Origin of the sequence: Actinomadura sp. NPDC047616 (genome assembly GCF_040642915.1) — a bacterium.
GTDB lineage: Bacteria > Actinomycetota > Actinomycetes > Streptosporangiales > Streptosporangiaceae > Spirillospora > Spirillospora miaoliensis.
Map to the genome: position 1 here is coordinate 52,629 of NZ_JBEYTB010000014.1, position 20,805 is coordinate 73,433.

General features: G+C 73.1%; 20 protein-coding genes. 10 read left to right on the forward strand and 10 right to left on the reverse strand.

What is annotated here, in order from left to right:
- Positions 1–126 precede the first annotated feature (126 nt).
- The gene (locus ABZ801_RS29420) at positions 127–345 is read right to left on the reverse strand and encodes a hypothetical protein (protein ID WP_344954722.1); all 219 of its coding nucleotides are present in this window, start codon (positions 343–345) and stop codon (positions 127–129) included.
- A 232-nt stretch (positions 346–577) separates the two neighbouring features.
- Here ABZ801_RS29420 and ABZ801_RS29425 point away from each other — a divergent pair, with 232 nt between their 5' ends.
- The 7 genes from ABZ801_RS29425 (at position 578) to ABZ801_RS29455 (ending at position 6,702) form a co-directional block, all read left to right on the forward strand.
- Complete coding sequence (locus ABZ801_RS29425) at positions 578–1,240, forward strand: class E sortase (RefSeq protein WP_344954721.1); 663 nt, start codon at positions 578–580, stop codon at positions 1,238–1,240.
- Between the two features lie 2 nt (positions 1,241–1,242).
- On the forward strand, positions 1,243–2,445 hold the full coding sequence (locus tag ABZ801_RS29430) for a hypothetical protein (RefSeq protein WP_344954719.1): 1,203 nt from the start codon (positions 1,243–1,245) through the stop codon (positions 2,443–2,445).
- Positions 2,446–2,873: 428 nt separating this feature from the next.
- A complete protein-coding gene (locus ABZ801_RS29435; RefSeq protein WP_344954717.1) occupies positions 2,874–3,119 on the forward strand; it encodes a hypothetical protein in 246 nt (81 codons plus the stop codon).
- 314 nt (positions 3,120–3,433) lie between these two features.
- Positions 3,434–4,678 (forward strand): glycosyltransferase, encoded by a 1,245-nt coding sequence (locus ABZ801_RS29440; RefSeq protein ID WP_344954716.1) that lies wholly within the window; start codon positions 3,434–3,436, stop codon positions 4,676–4,678.
- 234 nt (positions 4,679–4,912) lie between these two features.
- Positions 4,913–5,140 carry a DUF6401 family natural product biosynthesis protein gene (locus tag ABZ801_RS29445; RefSeq protein ID WP_344954715.1) on the forward strand — a complete coding sequence of 76 codons (228 nt, stop codon included), beginning with the start codon at positions 4,913–4,915 and terminating at the stop codon, positions 5,138–5,140.
- Positions 5,141–5,620: 480 nt separating this feature from the next.
- The gene (locus tag ABZ801_RS29450) at positions 5,621–6,025 is read left to right on the forward strand and encodes a ChaB family protein (RefSeq protein ID WP_344954714.1); all 405 of its coding nucleotides are present in this window, start codon (positions 5,621–5,623) and stop codon (positions 6,023–6,025) included.
- A gap of 14 nt (positions 6,026–6,039) precedes the next feature.
- Positions 6,040–6,702 (forward strand): hypothetical protein, encoded by a 663-nt coding sequence (locus ABZ801_RS29455; RefSeq protein WP_344954712.1) that lies wholly within the window; start codon positions 6,040–6,042, stop codon positions 6,700–6,702.
- A 67-nt stretch (positions 6,703–6,769) separates the two neighbouring features.
- Here the strand turns inward: ABZ801_RS29455 and ABZ801_RS29460 are convergent, their stop codons facing one another.
- The 6 genes from ABZ801_RS29460 to ABZ801_RS29485 form a co-directional block, all read right to left on the reverse strand.
- Positions 6,770–8,212, reverse strand: coding sequence for a cytochrome P450 (locus ABZ801_RS29460; protein WP_360703820.1), 1,443 nt, complete (start codon positions 8,210–8,212; stop codon positions 6,770–6,772).
- Positions 8,209–8,778, reverse strand: coding sequence for an ATP/GTP-binding protein (locus ABZ801_RS29465; protein WP_360704211.1), 570 nt, complete (start codon positions 8,776–8,778; stop codon positions 8,209–8,211). Before ABZ801_RS29465 ends, ABZ801_RS29460 begins: the two co-directional genes overlap by 4 nt.
- 40 nt (positions 8,779–8,818) lie before the next feature.
- Positions 8,819–9,178, reverse strand: coding sequence for a DUF742 domain-containing protein (locus ABZ801_RS29470; protein ID WP_344954708.1), 360 nt, complete (start codon positions 9,176–9,178; stop codon positions 8,819–8,821).
- Complete coding sequence (locus ABZ801_RS29475) at positions 9,175–9,582, reverse strand: roadblock/LC7 domain-containing protein (RefSeq protein WP_344954706.1); 408 nt, start codon at positions 9,580–9,582, stop codon at positions 9,175–9,177. The genes ABZ801_RS29470 and ABZ801_RS29475 overlap by 4 nt, the downstream gene beginning before the upstream one ends.
- On the reverse strand, positions 9,579–10,940 hold the full coding sequence (locus ABZ801_RS29480; protein ID WP_344954704.1) for an ATP-binding protein: 1,362 nt from the start codon (positions 10,938–10,940) through the stop codon (positions 9,579–9,581). The genes ABZ801_RS29475 and ABZ801_RS29480 overlap by 4 nt, the downstream gene beginning before the upstream one ends.
- A gap of 366 nt (positions 10,941–11,306) precedes the next feature.
- Positions 11,307–13,187 (reverse strand): ABC transporter ATP-binding protein, encoded by a 1,881-nt coding sequence (locus ABZ801_RS29485; protein ID WP_360703825.1) that lies wholly within the window; start codon positions 13,185–13,187, stop codon positions 11,307–11,309.
- Between the two features lie 173 nt (positions 13,188–13,360).
- Between ABZ801_RS29485 and ABZ801_RS29490 the strand changes: the two genes are divergently transcribed.
- Complete coding sequence (locus tag ABZ801_RS29490; RefSeq protein ID WP_360703828.1) at positions 13,361–14,530, forward strand: aminotransferase class V-fold PLP-dependent enzyme; 1,170 nt, start codon at positions 13,361–13,363, stop codon at positions 14,528–14,530.
- 58 nt (positions 14,531–14,588) lie between these two features.
- Here the strand turns inward: ABZ801_RS29490 and ABZ801_RS29495 are convergent, their stop codons facing one another.
- Positions 14,589–15,005, reverse strand: a complete 417-nt coding sequence (locus tag ABZ801_RS29495; RefSeq protein ID WP_344954692.1) for a CBS domain-containing protein — start codon at positions 15,003–15,005, stop codon at positions 14,589–14,591.
- Positions 15,006–15,205: 200 nt separating this feature from the next.
- Between ABZ801_RS29495 and ABZ801_RS29500 the strand changes: the two genes are divergently transcribed.
- The gene (locus ABZ801_RS29500) at positions 15,206–15,994 is read left to right on the forward strand and encodes a hypothetical protein (RefSeq protein ID WP_360703832.1); all 789 of its coding nucleotides are present in this window, start codon (positions 15,206–15,208) and stop codon (positions 15,992–15,994) included.
- 151 nt (positions 15,995–16,145) lie between these two features.
- The gene (locus tag ABZ801_RS29505; protein WP_360703835.1) at positions 16,146–18,686 is read left to right on the forward strand and encodes a hypothetical protein; all 2,541 of its coding nucleotides are present in this window, start codon (positions 16,146–16,148) and stop codon (positions 18,684–18,686) included.
- A gap of 59 nt (positions 18,687–18,745) precedes the next feature.
- On the opposite strand, the gene ABZ801_RS29510 is transcribed toward ABZ801_RS29505, so the two are convergent.
- Positions 18,746–20,029, reverse strand: a complete 1,284-nt coding sequence (locus tag ABZ801_RS29510; RefSeq protein WP_360703837.1) for a helix-turn-helix domain-containing protein — start codon at positions 20,027–20,029, stop codon at positions 18,746–18,748.
- 143 nt (positions 20,030–20,172) lie between these two features.
- A complete protein-coding gene (locus ABZ801_RS29515) occupies positions 20,173–20,799 on the reverse strand; it encodes a LysE family translocator (protein ID WP_360703840.1) in 627 nt (208 codons plus the stop codon).
- Between the last annotated feature and the right edge of the window lie 6 nt (positions 20,800–20,805).

The following is a 20,805-nucleotide window of genomic DNA, read 5'->3' on the forward strand; positions in this document are numbered from 1 at the left end:
GCACATGGGCGCACTCGGACTCATCCGCACAGGCCGGGATCAGCCAGATGACTCGACGAACCGAACCGGCGCCATCGCGCGCCGGGCCGCGCGCCGGACCATGCGCTCGACGTCCCGTGGTTCTTCTCAGCCCAGGGCGGTCGTGTGCCCGTTGCCGTTCCACAGGACCCTGGCGGCCATGCGCCTGGCCAGCTCGGCGGCGAGCGCGTGGGCGAGCGGGTCGTCGGTCATATCGCAGGATTCCAGGAATGTCAGGGCTTGTCCGAGTTCTTCGATCGTCATCCGGTTCGGCGGTTTACGCGCCCAGCCGAAGCGGCTCAGCCGATCACGTTCGAAGCCGTCCACTCCGCGTCCCTCCGCGCCGCGACCGGAAACAGTCCCGGCGTCATCCTCTCTCCCGCGCCCGGCAATCAGTCGGCCAACAAGACACCAATACGGCCGCCCCGGCGTGGAAGGTGGGTATGACCACGGGCGACAGGCCCGGCGATTGTTCACCGGCCGCCGGATTCCGGTGGTGCGTCCGAGCCGGCAACCCGTTTCAGGCTAGTGGAAACGCACCCCGCGGCCGGCGACCCGAATGGCCGGAGTGTGGCGCCCATGTTTCCCGCATCCTCGGCTGGAAGTGGAATTGTCTGCTCACTGGTTCGTCAGATTCGGCATCGCGGCGGCGCTCGCCGGCGCGCTCGGCACGGCGCTCGCGCCCGGCGCGCCGACGGCTGCCGCGAAAGCGGCCCCGCCCACGGCACCACCGGCACCCGCGACGACGGAGACGCCCGCCGCGTCCGCCAAACCCGCGACGGCCCTGGCGCGCGGCCCCGGCCGCCGCTCCGCGACGACGTTTCTCGTCATTCCGCGCCTGCACAAGCGGCTGCGCGTCAGGGAAGGCGTGTCGCCGCGCGTGCTCGCCCTCGGGGTGGGCCATTACCCGGGGACGGCGCGCCCCGGCGCGATCGGGAACGTGGTGCTGCTCGGCCACCGCACGACGCATTCGGCGCCGTTCCGGCTGCTGCACCGGTTGCGCGACGGTGACCGGCTCGTGCTGGCGGAGGGGGCGCGGCGGCACACCTACCGGGTGTACCGGAAGACGATCATGTCGCCGCGACGGCGCTCGGTGCTCGCGCCGGTCCCGTTCCAGCCGGACGCCGCACCGCGCACCCGGTCGCTCACGCTCGTCACGTGCCATCCGCCGGGCTCCGACAGGCAACGGCTGGTCGTCCTGGCCAAGAGCAATGCGGGGTGAGCATGGACAGCACACGGCACCGCCGGGCGGGCGCCCACGGGCGCACGATCGCGATGGGCCTGGCGGCGCTGGCGGCGCTCGGCGCCCTGGTCACGGCGGGTCCGGCGGAACGCGCGCCCGCGCCGGCGGACCGGGCGACGCCGAGCCGCGCGCCGGACCCACCGGCCGCGGCGGGGACGGAGCCGGGTACGCGCGGGTCGAGGATCGCCGCCGAACCGTGCCCGAGGGAGACGCTGCGGGTCGCCCGCATGCCCTACGTCATCGACATGACCAGGTGCGACCCGCGGTCCGCGCTGCTGGAGGGGCCGAACGGCCTGGGCGCCGTGGTGCCCGCCGACGGCTCCTCGGTGGCGGCGTCCAGCCTCGGCACCGCCCCCGGGGAGAGCATGCGGACGCTGGTCGTGCGGGTGGACCTCGCCAGGAAGCTGGTCGTCGTGTCCGACCAGGAGCCCGGCGGCCCGAGGGACGCGCCCGGCGGTCCGCTGGACGCCTCCGGCGGGCCGGCGGCCCGCGAGCCGGAGACGGTCCGCGCCGTGGCCGCCTCGCCCGCTCCCGGCACCCCGGCTCCGGCCGTCGCGCCCATCCCGGCGTGCAAGGACGCCGCCTACCGACGCGACGGTGCCCCGCTCCCGTCGGCACGCCGCGGCCGCGCGGTGCTGAAATGGTGGTACTACCCGGGCGACGGCCGGGTGCGGAGACTGAGCGTCGCGCAGCAGAAGAGGGCGTTCACCTTGGGGGTCCGCATCGCCGTGGAAGGACGCAACAACTGCCGCCTGGGCCGGATCGCCGTCCGCCAGTCCCTGATGGGGCACACCTGGCGTCCGCCCGGAGTCATATCCAGCGGAGCGTGCGGCCTGGCCGACGGGCGCAACGTCCGCGGCTGGATGCGCTTCGACCAGGGCGAGGCCATGCTCGGCCTCACCTGCAAGTGGTTCCGCAGGGGCAAGGTGATCGAGGGCGACGTCGCCCTCAACGCCAGCGGAGTGACCTGGACGACCGGCAGCGGGCGCTGCCGCGGCGACACCTATGACGCGGTCGGCGTCGCCGCCCACGAGAACCTGCACCACATGGGGCTCGCCCACGTCGACGGCGCCGCTCACCGCAACCTCACGATGTTCCCGGCCGTCGGCGCCTGCGAGTTCCACTGGCGCACCCTGGGCCGGGGGGACTTCCTCGGCTTGAAGCGCTACTACGGCACCCGCTGAACGCCCGCGACACCCTGAACGACCGCGACACCGTCATCGGACCTCACGCCCTGCCCCCAGGGCCGCCACGGCACGCCCCCGCCGCGCCTGAGACACCCCTGCCCGCGCTGAGGGCGGGCCGGCTGTGCTCGGGCTCGGCGCGGCCATGCGTGCGGATCGCCGCGAGCCTTGCGGTTCGCCGCGAGCCGTGCCGGAGGACGCGCCCGGACGCCAGCATCCCCGGCCGTCCTTAACGAAGATCGGCCCGTAACCTGGCGCCGATTTTTATCGGTAACAGTTTGAGCACGGCCCGTTACTGAAAGGTATCTGTGCGCGGGCCTCGTTCCCTCGTCCGTCTCGGAACGGGGCCGTAACCGTCGATTTTCGCCACGGGGGTGTGGCCGTCATGCCCTGCGTGCGAACAACCGTGCTCATGAAGGGGACCCGCGATGAAGGCGAACAAGGCACGCAAGTCGTCGAACAAGGCTCGTCGGCCGCAGCGCAGGACGTCGCGGATCGGCACGTGGGCCAAGTGGAGCGCCACCGGGCTGACCGCGGTCGTCACGCTCGCCGGCTCGATCGCCGCGATCGCGATGCTCCGCTCCTGGTTCGCCCGGCCGAGCACGCACCGGCGTGACTGGGCGGCCGCGACCCACGGCGACAGGCGGGAAGAGGCGCAGCGCGCGTCCATGTGAGCGCGCCCCGTCCCCGCCGGCCCGAACGCGCCGAGCCGGGACGGGCAGGCGACGACCGCGCCGATTCGGCGGCGACGTGGCCGGTTCGTCCGGCGACGTCGCCGGCGCGAAGGGTCAGCACAGTCCTCCGTGGTTCCGGCCCGGTGCGCCCACCATCCGCACCCCCGAACATCACGAAAGTCCTTTTCTTCCCCATCGCGGTGACCGGCCGGCGTGATCGGCCGGTCGGGCGGCCGGCGGCCCGGCGGGCCCGGCGGCCCGCGGGTGACCACCGTGCCGCGCGAGTGGGGCCGACTGCTCCCGGAGGTGACCCTGTGAAGATCGCCATGATCTCCGAACACGCCAGCCCGCTGGCCGTCCGCGCCGTCGACCCGGACGAGGAGGGCGAGGCGGAGAACGGCCCCGCCGACCCCGGCGGGCAGCACGTGTTCGTCGCCGACCTGGCGGCGCGTCTCGGGGCGCAGGGTCACCACGTCACCGTCTACACCCGCCGCGACGACCCGGCCCTGCCCGCGCGGGTGCGGCTGGAGCCCGGGGTGACCGTCGAGCACGTGCCCGCCGGGCCGGCCGAGCCGATCCCCCGGGACGAGCTGCTCCCCTGGATCCCCGACTTCGGCCGCTACCTGGGACAGCGCTGGGTCGACGACCAGCCCGAGATCGCCCACGCGCACTTCTGGATGAGCGGCCTGGCCACGGTCCAGGCCATCCGGCATCTCGGCGGGCGGCGCGTCCCGATGGTGCAGGCGTACCACGCGCTCGGCACGGTCGAGCACCGCCACGGCGGGGCGGAGGACACCGGGCCGGCCGGACGCATCCGGCTGGAACGTGCCATCGGCCAGGCCGCCGACGCCGTGATCGCGACGAGCTCCGAGGAGGCCGAGGAGCTGGTGCGCATGGGGGTGCCGCGCGAGCGCATCACGATCGTGCCCTGCGGGGTCGACCTGGAGTTCTTCAGCCCGGAGGGGCCGGCCGACCCGTCCCGGCGGGGACGGCGCCTGCTCATGCTGTCGCGGCTGGGCGAACGCCAGGGCGTGGACACCGCGATCCGGGCGCTCGACCGGATCCCCGGCGCGGAGCTGATCGTCGCCGGGGGCCCGCCGTACGAGCGGATCGACGACGACCCGGACGTGCGGCGGCTGCGCCGGGTGGCCGAGGAGGCCGGGGTCGCCCGGCGGGTGGCGTTCCTGGGACGGGTGACCCGGGCGGAGGTGCCCCGGCTGCTGCGGTCGGCGGACCTGGTGGTGACCCTGCCCTGGTACGAGCCGTTCGGCATGGTGCCGCTGGAGGCGATGGCCTGCGGCGTGCCGGTCGTCGCCACCGCCGTCGGCGGTCACTTGGACACCGTCATCGACGGTGTCACCGGGGTGCACGTCGCGCCCCGGACACCCGAGCAGACCGCCCGCGTCATCCGCGCGCTGCTCGCCGACCCGACCCGCCGCGCGGCCATGGGGTTCGCGGGCAGCGACCGGGCCCGCTCCCGCTACTCGTGGGACCGCATCGCCCTGGAGACCGTCAAGGTGTACCGGCGTGCGCTGGCGCGTTCCCGGGTGCCCGCCTGATCAACCCGCCGTCGAGTAAAAAATGAAGTAAAAGATCGGGCGTCGCGGGCGTGCCGTCCGACGTGCGCGATCCCCCTCTGACTGGGGGGTTTCCGCTGCTCAAAGCCCTGTGGACGGGGCGGGGAAGCGGTCAAGCGCCGGAAAAGCCTTGCTAACGTCGAGGCCATGCGAGACAAGCCGTCGCATGCCTTGGCCAATGTCGCCCGCAGCGTGGGCAACGCCGGGATGACAGCCATGGCGAGCATACCCGGGCTGCTGGCAGCGGTGGACCAGCACGCCGCCGCGGTGCGCGACCTCCTCGCCGCGTCCGACCAGACGCTCGACGCCGCGTCGCTCGGCGACTACCTGGTCGGCTTCACCGAGTCCGCGCTGGAACGCGGCTGGACCCCCGGCGACACCCGTGACTGGGAGTTCGTCCGCATCGTCGCCGTGTGCTGGCTGATGACCCGCCACGACTACTGAGCATCCCGGATTCAGCGCCCCAGCTCCGAGCACCGCGGATACCGGGCGACTCCCGCCCGCCGTAGCGGTGGGTGATCGGGTGACCACTCGTCGCAGGAATCCGGCCGCTCGTCGCACGGGACGGCGGTCGCGCGAACATACCCGGGCGTAGTGCCTATTTTCGTTGCAGTCGCCGGGCGCCCCGGTCATAGGAGTCCTCGGGGGAGGCACCGTCGGCGGAGCCGACGGGCAACCGTCCCGCACCGGTGCCCATGGGCCCCGTATGCCCGGCCCCGGCGGCCACGGAGGGGGGAGGGGGCACGCCCACCCGCCGGCCCGCGGGCGTGCCTTCTCCGTGAGCGGAACCCGTCGTTCTCTTCCCGCGCGCCCCCCGGAACGCCCCCCGCCCTTGTGACAGGCGCCGCACCTGCCGCCGCGCGCTCCCGGTTTATGGCCGCCCTTTCTGGAAAGCGGGATCGAAGAGGGAGGAAAGGAGGAGCCATGCCGAAGACGACCAAGAGCGGCAAGCCGCGGAAGGAAGAGCTTCCGAGCACCCTCCAGCGCTCCGACAAGGAGGCCCAGGAGACCTTCGCCAAGGCCCACGACAGCGCGGTCGAGACGTACGGCGAGGGCCAGCGGGCGCACCGCACCGCGTACGCGGCGCTCAAGCACAAGTTCGAGAAGAGGGGCGACCGCTGGGTCAAGAAGGCCCAGAAGGGCCCGTCCGACCCGCGTGCCAAGAACCCCAGGGCCCGCGAGGGCAAGGGCAAGAGCTTCGGCGGCGTCGACGTCGAGGGCCACTCCAAGCAGGAGCTCTACGAGCGGGCCGCCAAGCTGGACGTGCAGGGTCGCTCGCGCATGTCCAAGGAGGAACTGGCCGAGGCCATCGCGCGCAAGCAGGGGTAGGAGCGGCCATGCCGATGGACGAGCGCACGAAGGCGACGGTGCGCGCCCTGCTGGACCGTCACCCCCGCGGCTACGTCGCCGAGGAGACCGGCTTCACCGTCACCGCCACGGCGGCCGGGCTGTTCCGGCTGCTGTGCCTGTCGGTCCTGGCCGACGACGCGGCACCGTCGCGGGAGGCGGTCGAGGCCACCCGCGCGCTGCTGTCGCGCCGCTGGGACAGCGCGCCCGAGATGAGCAAGACCGACGACCGGGGACGCGCCGAGGTGATCGCCCAGGCCGGGTACCCCCACGCCGACCGGGCCGCCCGCCTGCTCGGCGAGGCGACCCGCATGATCATGGACCGCTACGACGGCGACCTGCGCAACCTGCGCAGGGCCGCGGGCGGCGACCACGACCGCCTGGTCGAGCTGCTGGCGGAGATCCCCGGCATGGACGACGCGGGCCGCGCGGTCTTCCTCCGCGACGCCCAGATGTTCTGGCCGGAGGCGGGGCCGTTCATGGACCGGCACGCCGTCCGCGCCGCCGAACGGCTGCACCTGCCGTCCGACGGCGACACGCTGCTGCGCGACGTGGCCCGCGGCGGCGGCCACGAGGAGCTGTCGTGGCTGGTCGGCGCGTTGGCGCTCGTGGACGCGCACAACGAGTACGACCGCATCCGCCAATCCGCCCGGGTGTGAGCCGGGCGGGCGCCCCGCGCTCCCGCGCGGGCGCCCGGCCCCTGCCGAGCCCGCGACCGGTGACCCCCTACTCGCCGTTCCACCAGCGGGCGACGGCGGCCCGCAAGCCGCCACGCGGAGCCGGGACCGGCGCGGGCGGCGGCTGGTGGACGGCGCCCGCCGCGGCGTAGACGGACGGCCGCGGCGGTGCCTCGGCGGGTTCTGCCCCCTGTTCCAGCGCGTCGTTCTGCGCGCCCCAGGACTGGTCGGCGTTCCGGACACGCGGGAACTTCACCGGCAGTGCCTGCAGGGACCGGTGGAACGGGCCCGGCCGCCACTGCAACTGCCCGGCGGGGACGGCGAGTTCGATGTCGGGCAGGCCGTCCAGCAGCCGCTCCATGGCCACCGACGCGATGAGCCGCGCGTGGCTCTTGGCGGGGCAGGCGTGCGGCCCCGCGCCCCAGGAGACGTGGGCGCGGTTGCCCGTCCGCTGGTCGGTGGCCTTGGCGGGGTCGGTGTTGGCGGCGGCGAAGCTGATGACGATGGGCTGGTTGGCCGGCAGCACCGTGCCCATGAACTCCATCTCGCGGGCCAGGTAACGGGCCGCGTAGTTGGCGATCGGCGGGTCCGTCCAGAGGATCTCTTCGAGGGCGTCCTCCACGGGGATGCTGCCGCCGGACAGGTCACCGGCGAACCGGTCGTCGGCCAGCAGCAACCGCAGCCCGTTGGCGATGAGGTTCTGGGTGGGCTCGGTGCCGCCCCCCATCAGCACCACCAGCTGGTGCGCCATCTCCTCGTCGGTCAGCCGCGCCGGGTGGGCGATCAGCCAGGACGTGATGTCGGCGCCCGGACGCTGACGCTTGAGCTGGACCAGCCGCTGGACGCCGTCGGCCAGCGCCGCGTTGCCCTTCTCGGCCTCCTCCATCTCCCAGATGGCGCTCATGCCGTACATCAGCTGCTGGGCGATGTCCGGCGGGCAGCCGAACAGCTCCATGAACACCAGCAGCGGCAGCACGACGGCGTAGTCCTTGAGCAGGTCCGCCTCGCCCATCGGGCCCATCAGGCGGATCAGCTTGTCGGCGTTGCGCTCGACGTAGCCGCGCAGCGTGGTGTTGTCGACCCGGGCGAACGCGTCGGTGATGGCGCCGCGCAGCCGCGCGTGGACGGTGCCGTCGGTGAACAGCGCGTTCGGCCGGTACCCCATCATCGGCAGCAGCGGGCAGTCGGGCGGCACCGTCTCCTGCCAGCCGCGCGGGTCGTGCATGAACGTCAGGTCGTCGCGCAGGACCTCAAGGGCCGCGTCGTACCCGATGGCGAGCATCGCCGGGACGCCCGGCGCCAGCTCCACGGGCGCGAACGGCCCGTGGGCGCGCAGCTTGGCGTAGGCGCCGTGCGGGTCGGCGGCGAACTCGGGCCCGTACAGGGGCATCCGGCCGCCGGCGTGCACGGGGCACCCCGACGCCCCCGCCCCGTACGGGGAGGGGGCCGCGGCGGCACGGGTCTGGTCGTCGTCCAGGCGTTCGGTCGTCATGACGCCTCCCGGTCGGTGGCGATCAGGTGGTCCACCAGCGCGATCAGCGCCCGCGCCGACGACGCGCGGTCGCGGGCGTCGCAGGTGACCAGCGGGGTGGCGGGATGCAGGTCGAGGGCCTCGCGGACCTCGGCCTCGGGGAACACCGGGGCGCCGTCGAAGGCGTTGACGGCCACCGCGTACGGCAGGCCGTGCCGCTCCACCAGGTCCATGATCTCGAAGGACTGGTCCAGGCGGCGGGTGTCGACCAGCACCAGGGCGCCGAGCGCCCCGCGCGCCAGATCCTCCCAGAGCCGCTTGAACCGGCCCTGCCCCGGCGTCCCGAACAGGTACAGCACCAGCCGGTCGCTGAGGGTGAGCCGCCCGAAGTCCATGGCCACGGTGGTGTGGGTCTTGTCGGGGACGCCGGACAGGTCGTCGACGGGCGCCCCGGCCTGCGTCATCCGCTCCTCGGTGCGCAGCGGCCGGATCTCCGACAGGGTGCCCACCAGCGTCGTCTTACCGACCGCGAAGTGCCCCACGATCAGCAGCTTCACCGACTGGCGCACCGAGTCGCGCACGTACATGCCGCCGGCGCCCGTGCCGGGCGCGCCCGCGGCGACGCTCTCAGAGGAGAGCACGGAGTCCATCGAGCACCTCCTGCAGGAGCCCCAGCTGCTCGGGCCGCGACGAGTCCGGGCTCGCGGCCCGGGTGGTGATGTGGCCGCTGTCCACCAGGTCGGACAGCAGCACCTTGGTGACGCTCACCGGCAGGCCCAGATGACCGGACACCTCGGCCACCGACAGCGCGCCGCCCCGGCACAGCGTCACGATGCGGCGCTTCTCCGGGCTGAGCCCGGTCAGCGGCAGATCCCCGGCGGCCGTCACCAGGGTCACCAGGTCGAAGATGTTGCGGGTCGGACGCGCCCGGCCGCCGGTCACCACGTGCGGCCGGACCAGCGCCCGCCGGTTGCGCGGCGTCATCATGCGTCGGCACCCCGTCTCGGCGGGGTCGACAGTTCCTTGCCCAGCCGCTGCACCAGTTCCTGCAGCCGGAACGACACCGCCTCCATGTCCACGTGCTGGGTGGCCGAGACGGCCAGGTACGCGCCCGGCCCCGCGGCGACGAGGAACACGTAGCCGTCGTCGAACTCGCTGACCGTCTGCCGCCACATCGTGTTCGGGTTGCCGCAGAACTCGGCGGTGCTGCGGGCCAGCGACTGCAGCCCCGCCATCCCCGCGGCCTGCCGTTCGGCCTCGTCGCGGTTGATCTGCGCGGAGTGGGCGATCAGCAGCCCGTCGGCCGACAGCAGGATCGCGTACCGCGTCTCCGGCATGCGCAGTGCGTCGTCGAGCATCCAGCCGAGCTTGTTGTCCACGAAATCGGTCATGACCGGATGTTCCCTTCACTGTCGGCTTCGTGCTGGCCGGCCGCCCCCTCGGCCGGACCGGGGACGGACGCGGCACGACCGGACCGCGTTCCGCGCTGCCACGCCCCCAGTCCCGCGGCGCTCCGGCGCGACGGCGGCTCCGCGCCCGCGGCGGCGCCGTTCCCGGCGGCCGGTTCCTCCGCCGCCTGCGCCGGCGCGGCGGCGGTGACGCGGCGGCGCTTGGGCAGGCCGCCGGCCGTGGCCTCCTCGGCGACCGGCTCCGGACGTCCGGCGGCCCCCACCCCCGCCGGCTGTGCTCGGACGGACGACACGTCAGGCTCGGGCGACACGGCGGGTCCCTCCTGCTCGTTCGTCGGGACGGCGGTCAGCAGCGTGTTCGGCAGGAACACCACCGCGCGCACGCCGCCGTACGGCGACCGCGTGTCCACCGACACGGTGAACCCGTAGCGGGCCGACAGCACCCCGGCGACGGCGAAGCCGACCTGCGGCGGGTCGCCGATCCGGTTGATGTCGACGCTCTCGCGGCCGTTCAGCAGCCGGGTGGCGCGCTGGATCTCCTCCCCGTTCATCGCCACCCCGGCGTCGTCGATCATGATGGCCACGCCGTTGTGCGCCATCTGGAAGTTGACCTCGACCGTGGTGTTCGGCTGGGAGTGCCGGGTGGCGTTGTCCAGCAGTTCGGCGAGCACCAGCACGACCGGCTCCACGGCGCGGCTGACGACCGCGACGTTGACCTCCGAGGTGAGCTGGACCCGCAGGTAGTCGCGGATCCGGGAGACCGCGCCGCGCACCACGTCCGACAGCGCCGACGCCTGCCGCTGCTGGCCCGGCCACGACCCGCACAGCACCGCCGTGGCCTGGGCGCGCCGTCCGAGCTGGGCGTTCATGTGGTCCAGGCGCAGCAGGTCGGCCAGCACCTCCGGGTCGTCGTGCCGGTCCTGCATGTCGGTCAGCGCGAGCTGCTGCTCGTTGGTCAGGCTCTGCACGGTGCGCATCATCGCCCGCAGCGTGACCTTGGCCGACCGGTCGGCGCGGACCCGGGCGCGCTCCACGCTCTCGGTGAACAGGTCCAGCACCGTCTGCACGTCCTGCCCGAACGGCGTGCCGGTCAGCCACTGCTCGTGCAGCGGCCTGGACACCGTCACCGGCCGCCCGTCGAGCTGGTCGCGCAGCTCGGGGAGCCGCGTGCCGGCCAGATGCCGCAGCTCCTCGTCGCGCCGCCGCAGCTCGTCCAGCAGTGCCTCGGTCCGCCCGCGGTACCGGTCGGAGACGTGCCGCTGGCGGACGAGCACGACCGCGAGGACGACGATGCCGATGGCGGCGCCGACGAGCGCCGCCACCAAGAGGGATTGCTCCATCAGGTCCTCAGTTGGGTGGAATGGTCCTTCGTGGCGATTGCGCGATTATGTCGCGGATCACAGTGTTTTGCAGGCAGAACACCACGTGTCCTCGACCACGCCGGCGAAGCGCTCCCCCGGACCCCTCCTCGGCCTTCCTGCCCTGGGGAAACCGCACGCGCCGTCCTCCTCCCCGCCTGCCTGCGAGCCGACTCCCCCTGGTGTGGTACGCACCCCGCATTCCGGCGGTTCTACCGATCCAAAAAGAGGAATGCCTGCCACAAAAAGGGATGAACAGCGACATACCGAAAAACGACGATGTCACCAGCGCCAGGAATGCCCGTCGCGCCGGTGGGGGTTGTGGCCGGTGCGCGACGGGCTTCGGGGTCAGGCGACGGCTTCGACGGTGGGGGGCTGGAACTGGGTGCGGTGGAGTTCGCTGTAGCGGCCTTCGGCGGCGAGGAGTTCGTCGTGCGTGCCGCGTTCGACGATGCGGCCGTCCTCCACGACCAGGATGAGGTCGGCGGCGCGGACCGTGGACAGGCGGTGGGCGATCACCACGGCGGTGCGGCCGTCGAGGGCCTCGGTCAGGGCCTCCTGGACGGCCGCCTCGGAGGTGGAGTCGAGGTGGGCGGTCGCCTCGTCGAGGATGACCACGCGGGGACGGGCCAGCAGGACGCGGGCGATGGTCAGGCGCTGGCGTTCGCCGCCCGACAGCCGGTAGCCGCGTTCGCCGACGATGGTGTCCAGGCCGTCGGGCAGGCTCTCGATCAGGTCGTCCAGGCGGGCGCGGCGCAGGACCTCCCACAGCTCGTCCTCGGTGGCCTCGGGACGGGCGAGCAGCAGGTTGGCCCGGATCGACTCGTGGAACAGGTGGCCGTCCTGGGTGACCATGCCGAGGGTGTCGCGGATGGCGGCGAAGCTCAGGTCGCGCACGTCCACGCCGCCCAGCCGGACGGCGCCGGAGTCGACGTCGTAGAGGCGGGGCAGCAGGCTCGCGATCGTGGACTTCCCGGCGCCCGAGGAGCCGACCAGGGCGACCATCTGGCCGGGTTCGGCGCGGAAGGAGACGTCGTGCAGGACCTCGGCGCCGCCGCGCGTGTCGAGGACGGCGACCTCCTCCAGGGACGCCAGGGACACCTTGTCGGGCGACGGGTAGGAGAAGCGGACGTTGTCGAACTCCACGGAGACGGGGCCGTCCGGCACCGAGCGGGCGTCGGGGCGTTCGGCGACCAGCGGACGCAGGTCGAGGATCTCGAAGACGCGCTCGAAGCTGACCAGCGCGCTCATCACCTCGACCCGGGCGCTGGCCAGGGAGGTCAGCGGCGCGTAGAGGCGGGTGAGCAGCAGCGCCAGGGCCACCACGGCGCCTGCGTCGAGCTGGCCGCGCAGCGAGAAGTACCCGCCGAGGCCGTAGACCAGGGCCAGCGCCAGGGCGGACACCATGGTGAGCGCGGTGATGAACACGTGCTGCACCATCGCGGTGCGCACGCCGATGTCGCGGACGCGCCGGGCCCGCACGGCGAACTCCCGCGACTCGCGGGCGGGCCGTCCGAACAGCTTCACCAGCGTCGCGCCGGGCGCGGAGAACCGCTCGGTCATCTGCGTGCTCATGGCGGCGTCGTGCGCCGCGGCCTCGCGCTGCAGGCGGGCCAGGCGGGTGCCCATGCGCCGGGCGGGCAGCACGAACACCGGCAGCAGCAGGAGCGCCAGCAGCGTGATCTGCCAGGAGATGCCCACCATGACCGCGAACGTCAGCACCAGCGTGACCAGGTTGCTGACCACCCCCGACAGGGTGTCGCTGAAGGCGCGCTGGGCGCCGATCACGTCGTTGTTGAGGCGGCTGACCAGGGCGCCGGTGCGGGTACGGGTGAAGAACGCGACCGGCATGCGCTGGACGTGGTCGAACACGGCGGTGCGCAGGTCGAGGATGAGGCCCTCGCCGATGCGCGCCGACAGCCACCGGTTGAGCAGCCCGATCCCGCCCTCGGCCAGGGCGATCACGGCGATCAGCACGGCCAGCCGGGTGACGGTGCCGGTGGCGGCGCCCTCGCCGATCGCGTCGACGACCCGTCCGGCCAGCACCGGCGTGACCACCGCCAGGACGGCCATGACCACGCTGAGCAGCAGGAACCACGTCAGCAGCGCGCGGTGCGGCCGCGCGAAGCCCCAGATGCGCCGCAGCGTGGCGCGGGAGAAGGGCCGCCGGTCGTCCTGCGCGTTCATCGCGTGGTGCAGCGACATCCACGCGGTGACTTCCATGTCCATTGGGTACCGCCGATCTGGTCGGAGGAGGAAGGTCCGACCTCCGATGGTGGGACCTCAACAATGGTCGAGGTCAAGGCCCCCGTCGCGTGGCATCGTCTCGCGGGGGTCTGACACTTTGCGCAGCCACGGCCGCACGGCTTGAATATCCGAGGCGGCGACGAGGAGCGGACAACGTGGACATCGACATCGACAAGGCGCGGGCGGACACACCGGGCTGCGCGCGGGTGGCGCACTTCAACAACGCGGGCGCGGCACTGCCGCCCAGGCCGGTGATCGACGCGGTGAACGGGCACCTGGAGCTGGAGGCGCTGACCGGCGGCTACGAGGCCTACGAGCAGGCGTCCGCGGCGGTCGAGCGGTTCTACGACGCGGTCGCCGGGCTGCTGGGCGCGGACCGCGACGAGATCGCCTACGTGGAGAACGCCACCCGCGCCTGGGACATGGTGTTCTACGCGATCCCGTTCCGTCGCGGCGACCGGATCCTCACCACCACCAGCGAGTACGCCAGCAACGGCATCGCCTACCAGCAGGTCGCGCGGGCGCGCGGCGCCCGCGTGGAGGTGGTGCCCGACGACGCCGACGGCCAGATCTCCCTGAAGGCGCTGGAGGCCGAGCTGGCCAAGGGAGACGTGCGGCTGGTGTCGCTCAACCACGTCCCGACGCACAACGGCCTGGTCAACCCGGCGGCCGAGGTGGGGCGGCTGACGCGGGCGGCGGGCGCGCTGTACCTGCTGGACGCGTGCCAGTCGGTCGGGCAGCTCACCGTGGACGTGCGGGAGATCGGCTGCGACATGCTGTCGGCGACGGGCCGCAAGTTCCTGCGGGGGCCGCGCGGCACGGGCCTGCTGTACGTGCGGCGGGACGTCCTGCGGACGCTGGAGCCGCCGTTCCTCGACCTGCACTCGGCCGCCTGGACGGCCCCGGACGAGTACGTCGTCCGCGACGACGCCCGCCGCTTCGAGACGTGGGAACGCTACGTCGCCGGGCAGATCGGCCTGGGCGTGGCCGCCGACTACGCCGTCGCGCTCGGTGTCGCGGCCATCGAGGAACGTGTGACCGCCCTGGCCGCGGGGCTGCGTGACGAGCTCGCGGCCCGTCCAGGGGTGAACGTCCTGGATCGCGGGGCGCGTCGTTCGGCCATCGTCACGTTCACCGTGGACGGGCACGAGGCCGCCGACGTCAAGCTCGCGCTACGGGAGCAGGGCGTCAACGTGAGCATCACCAGCGGGGAGCAGCGCTTCGATCCCAGCGGCGCCGTCAGTGCCGTACGGGCGTCGGTGCACTACTACAACACGGAAGAGGAAGTGGAGCGCCTGCTGCGCGCCCTGCCGCGCCCCGCCTGACGGACGCGACAGGGCCCGGGACGCACGGAGCAGCGTCCCGGGCCCTCCACCACCCCACTCAGAGGTTCGACTTGGCGGCGCTGATGTCGGCGAGGGCGGAGCCCTCCTTCTCCACCGCCAGGTCGCCGATGGAGACGATCCCCACCGGCCGGCCGTTCTCGATCACCGGCAGGCGGCGGACCGCCCGCTCACGCATGATCTCGACCGCCCGCTCGGGCGGGTCGTCCGGCCCGACCGTGGCCGTGACGTCGCTGCACAGGCCGCCGACCTTGGTGCTGCCCGGGTCGCCGCCCGCGGCGAGACCGCGCACCACCAAGTCGCGGTCGGTGACGATGCCGCGCAGCTCGTCGCCCTCGGCGACCAGGACGTTGCCGATGTCCTCGTCGCGCATCCGGCGCGCCACGCTGACGATGTCGTCCTGCGGCGAGACCGCCGTCGGGGAACCGGTCATGATGTCGCGGATCTTGGTGGCCATCGTTCACCCCTTGAGGTTGACCCTGTCGATGTCTCTGCAGATCCGATCGATCTCGGCCTTACCCGGACGATCGCGGATCACTCACAACTCTTGGCCCGACCGCGTTCCCGCGTCCGGATGCTCCCAGCGGACCACCCCGAGTCGGCAAAGCCTTGCCCTGCCCCTGCGATCGCCGGTGGACGCCGGGAAGGGTCGAGCGCATGACCACCGTGCTCCTGGGCTGCCTGGCCGTCTTCGGGACGGGAGCGGCGGCGGTCGCGGGGGCGCTGCTGATCCAGCGGACGGTCCCCGCCCGGGTGCGGTACGACTTCGGGATGTACGGGGCGCTCACCACCGTCCTGGTGGTGTCCGCGTTCCTGCTGACGGCGATAACGATGGGCCTGTTCGTCTGGCTGACCATCAACCAGGCGAGCCGCAGCGTGGTGCAGGAGACCGACGCCGTCCTCGACCTGTACTGGTACGCCCAGACGATCGACGGCCCGGAGGAGGTGCGGCTGCGCAGCGAGCTGCGCGACTACACCACCCATGTCATCCGCGTGGAATGGCCGACCATGGCCGAGACGGGGGAGCTGCACCCCCGCTCCTGGCAGTTGGCGAGGCAGTTGCGCTACGAGATCACGCACATCTCTCCACAGCCGGGCGGCGCCACCATTCGGTACCAGGACGCGTTGCGAGCGGTGAGCGCCCTTTTCGACGCGCGGCGCTCACGCGAGTCGCTGGCCGGGACCAGGATTCCCCCGCTGATGTGGGTCGCGCTCATCTCCACCGGGCTGCTGGTGGTGGTGCTGCCGATGCTGCGGGGCGATCCGCGTCCGGCGGTTCGGGTCGTGTTGGCGTTCGTGGGCGCGGCCACGGTCGCGTTCGTGGTATTCCTCCTCTACGAGGTCAACGTGCCCTTCACCGGCAACGTCAAGGTCACCCCGGCGCCGCTGGAGGACGCGCTGCGCTCGTTCGCCGACATCGACGCGTTCTGGGGACACCGGCCCTGACCAACAATCGGATCAAGGCTTCGTATGTGTGTGAACCCGGGGGCGGACCCGCGCATCTTGACAGATGCACGGGGGTCGTCGGCGAGACCGTTCCGCCCGCCTGCCCGGTCTTTTCTCCAACTGCCCGGCATGAAGTCGAGGAGGTCGCGCCGTGAATGACGCGTCGCGTGAGCTGGACGACGACGCACGGCACGATCCTGCGGGGACGCCCCCGCAGGACGGCCCCGCACCCGACGCGAAACCGGACACCGACTTCGACCAGGGCGGCTCCTCGGAAACCGAACGAGAGCCCGAGGCAGAGGCGGACGCGGAGGCGGAGGCGGAGCCCGAGGCCGACACTGAGGCACGGCCGGAGGCGGAGGCCGAGCCCGAGACCACGGACGAGCCCGACACCACGGACGACGCCGAGGCACAGGACAACGCCGAGGCACAGGACAACGCCGAGCCGCAGGACGGCGTCGAGCCGGAGGACGGCGTCGAGCCGGAGGACGACGCCGAGGCACAGGACGGCGTTGAGGAGCAGGCGGACGCGCAGCCGGAGCAGCCGTCCGAGGCCGCCGAGCCCGAGCAGGCGGAGGACGAGTCCGAGCAGGAGGAAGAGGAGGCCGACTCCGAAGCCGAGCGGCGGCAGGAGGAAGCCGACGCCGAGGGCCGCGACGACGAGGAGCAGGCCGCCGAGGAGCAGGCCGAGGAGGAGCCGGAGCCGTCCTCGGAATCCGCCGAGCCGGCTGAGCCCGAGGACGAGGCCGTCGAGGACGAGCAACCGGAGCGGGCGGACGAACCCGGCGAATCCGACGAATCCGATGACCGCGAGGAGCCCGAGGACGAGCCCCGCTCCGCCGCCGAGGAGACCGACGAGGCGGACGCCGACGAAGCCGAAGAGGACGAAGAAGAAGGCGAGGACGGCGAGGACGGCGGTAGGACGCCCACCACGGAGTTCCGGCTTCCGCCCAAGGCGGAGCCGCCCGCCGCGTCCAGCAATGCCACCGTTCCGGACCTGCCACGCCCGGTGTTCTTCAGGGAACGGCCGGCTGACGCCGAGTTCAGGCAGAGCACGCCTCAGCGGCCCGCTCAGGAGAAGCCAGAGCCCGCACCGCAGCCCGCAGAGCACCCGGCACCGCAGCAGGCCGCACCGCAGGAGCCCGCGCCTGCCGCTGAGGACGCCGCGCTCACCCGTCCCGCCCCCGAGCGCGAAGCACCCGAGCCGGGGAATGCTCCTCCGTCGTGGCCCGTACGGGTGCAGCCGCCGTCCCACCAGGGATTCCGCTCGGCTCAGCCAACGGTGGAGCAGCCGCTGCCGGAGGCCCCTCCGTTCCTTCCCGAGGGCTTCACGGAGACGACGCAGCGGGATCCCCTGCCCCAGACCGCCCCGCCTGCGGCGGCACCGGCGTACACAGCGCCCCCACCGCAGACGGCACCACCCCCAGACGGTCCGCCTGCGGCCGCCCAGCCGGCCGCAACGCAGGAGCCCGAGCAGCCTCCCGCGAAGGGACCACGCAAGCGGCGGCGCCGCGGCCTGATCACCGTCGTGGCCCTGCTCGTGCTGCTCGCAGGGCTGGTGGGAGGGCAGCTCATACGGCCGACCCCCGAGCCGACGTTGCGTCTGACCCTGCCGACCACCCAGCACACCTTCGGGGGTGCCGCCCCGGCGCTTCCGTGGCCACGGCAGGGGCAGGCGACCCTCTATGTGGAGGGGGTGGGCTCCATGGGGTCGTCCGGCGGGCAGGCGCCGACCCCCACGGCCAGCGTGGCGAAGGTGATGACCGCGTACGTCTTCCTGCGCGACCACCCGCTGCAGCCGGGCGCGCCGGGTCCGACGTTCAGGATCTCCCCGCAGGAGGCCGCGCAGCTTCCCGCGCGCAAGCAGCGCGGCGAGTCGCTCGTCGAGGTCGTGGCGGGACAGCCGTTCACCCAGCGCAAGGCGCTGGAGGCGCTGATGATCGTGTCGGCGAACAACATCGCGCACGAGCTGGCCCGCTGGGACTCGGGCGACGAGCAGGCGTTCGTGCGCAAGATGAACGACGCCGCGCGGTCACTGGGGATGACCAGCACCACCTACACCGACCCCAGCGGCTACGACTCGCGCACCGTCAGCACGGCCGCCGACCAGGTCAAGCTGCTGACCGCGGCGATGAAGATCCCGGCGTTCGCCGAGATCGTGGCCAACCGCACCTACGTCCCCAACGACGGGCGGCCGGCGCGTCCCGGCGGCAACATCCTGGTCGGGCAGCACGGGGTGCTCGGCGGCAAGACCGGTTACACCGACGCGGCGGGCGGCAACTACGTCTTCGCCGCGCGCAAGCGGGTGGGCAACGTCCCGACCACGATCGTGGGCGCGGTCATGGGGCAGCGGACGCCGAGCGCGATGGGCGCGCTGACGGTCGCGCAGCGGCTGGTCGTGGCCGCCGAGAACACGCTGACCTCGGTCACGCTGGCCCCGGCGGGGGCACAGGTCGCGGTGGTCGACGACGGCCTGGGCGGGGAGACGCCGCTGCGCGCCTCCGCCCCCGTCACGGTGGTCGGCTGGCCCGGGCTCACCGTGCCGGTCCGCGTCACCGGGGATCCGCCGCGCCAGGCAGCCGACGGCACGCGGCTCGGCGCCGTGACGGCGGGCGCCGCCAGCACTCCCCTGACCGTGGGCGGCGAGCTGAAGGAACCGTCCATCCTCAAGCGGCTCCTGCGCCTGGCGTAGAGGGCGTCCCGAACGGCGCCCGGCGAGCGAGCCAAGCCGCCGGGCGCCGGGCGGACGCGTCAGTGGTCGGCGGCGGCGCGGGAGGCGTGCGGGCCGCGGTTCGGACGTTCCATCGCGACCGCGCTCTCCTTGTCGTCGGCGACGTCCGGGGCGCTGAGCCAGACGGTCAGCACCATCTCCAGTTCCAGCCGCGTCTCGGGCGCGTACAGCCGGTCGCCGAACAGTTCCTCCAGCTGGTGCAGGCGGTAGCGCACCGTCTGCGGGTGGACGTGCAGGCGGCCGGCGACCTCGGTGGCATTGAACCCGTTCTGCAGGCAGGCCAGCAGGGTGCGCGCCAGCCGTTCGCGGTGCCGGGGGCGCACCGCCTTCAGCGGCGCCAGCCGCAGGTCGGCGACGGCCCGCACCAGTTCCTCGTCCTTGAACACCACCAGCGTGGGCATGTGGTCGGCGCAGCGGATGAGCCGGTCGGACGGCAGGATGCCGCGACGGGCCAGCGGCAGCGCCTCGCGCGCCCAGCGCAGCGACTTGGCCGCGTCCTCGGTGCGCACGGTGGGGCCGAGCGCGGCGACCCAGTGGCGCAGGGCCGTCTCCAGCATGCGGGCGCGGCCGGGCCCGTCGGGGTCCGGGACGAGCAGGCAGGGTTCGCGCCGGTTGACGTCGGAGAGCACGTCGGGCGGCAGCGACGGCTGGTGGAAGGGCCGGCGGCTGCGTTCGTACAGCACGACGGCGGCGACCGTCCGGGGCACCCGCCACTGCGCCAGGCGGGCCATGTCGGCGATGGCCTGCGGCGCGGCGGGCGGCTCGGCCAGCAGCAGGTCCAGCAGGCGCCGGCGGCGGTGCTCCAGTTCGCCCGCCTCCTGCTCGCGCGCCTTGGTGTAGCCCTCGGTGGCGGCCTGGGCGATCTCGTCCAGGAACGCGAAGATCCCTTCGGCGATGCTGGCCAGCGTGCGGCGGGAGATGTTGTAGTGCTCGGACTCGGCGGCCAGGCGCCGCCAGGCCACCCGCGCGCCCAGCCGCAGCGAGGTCTGCAGCACGTCCAGGCCGCGGCCCTCGCGCGCCTCGGCCCAGCCGATCTCCCGGTAGACGGCGGCGACCGACTCCCAGGACGCGTCGGGATCGACGATGAGGTCGACGAACTGCCGCAGCGCGCCCTCCACGGCCAGCCGCACCAGCCGGGCGTACTCCTCGTCCTGCGGGCGGGCGTACTCGGGTATCCCAAGCAGGATCTCGGCGATCATCTCCTCGGCCAGGGCGTCCAGATGGGGACGGAAGATCTCGCCGATCTCCGGGGGGACGCCGGCCCAGGGCTTGAGGGTCGAGCGTTCGCCGACGGACGTGGTCACCGTGCGCACCTCCCATGCCCGTGCGAAGCGGGGACTACTGAAAGTACTCGTCCGTATCCGGTGAGGCTTCTGCCGGATCGCACCATTGGACCGCGCCGTTTGTCAGTCGGGTGACAAACGGCGCGTACCAACCGGGCGAGGCGTCAGGCGCGGCGGGGCCCGGCGAGCACGGCGGCCGCGCCGAGGCCCAGATAGATGACGCCGGTGGCGTGCCGCTGCCGCCGCCGGAAGGCCGGACGGGCCCGCAGCCAGGCGCCGATCGACCCGGCCGCCACCGCGTAGACCATGTCGCTGACCACTCCGATCAGCCCGGTGACCAGGCCCATCACGGCGATCTGGGCCGGGACCGGGACGGCGGCGCCGCGGTCGACGAACTGCGGCAGGAACGCCAGGAAGAACAGCACGACCTTGGGGTTGAGCACGTTGACCAGCAGGCCGTCGAGGTAGACGCGGCGCAGCGGCTGCGGCGGCAGGGGCGTCGCGTCGCCCTCGTCGCGGGCCCGGAAGGTGCGGATCGCCAGGTAGACCAGGTACGCGGCGCCCGCGTAGCGCAGCGCGGAGAACGCGGTAGCGGACGCGGCGACCAGCGCGGACAGCCCGGCGGTGGCCGCGGCGACGTGCACGAGCGTGCCGCTCTCGACGCCGAGCGCGGAGACGACGCCGGCGCGCCGTCCCTCGGCGACGCTGCGGGTGATGATGTACAGGTGGTTCGGGCCGGGGATGACGACCAGGGTCGTGGCGGCGAGCAGGAACAACAGCGGATGACTCACGACATG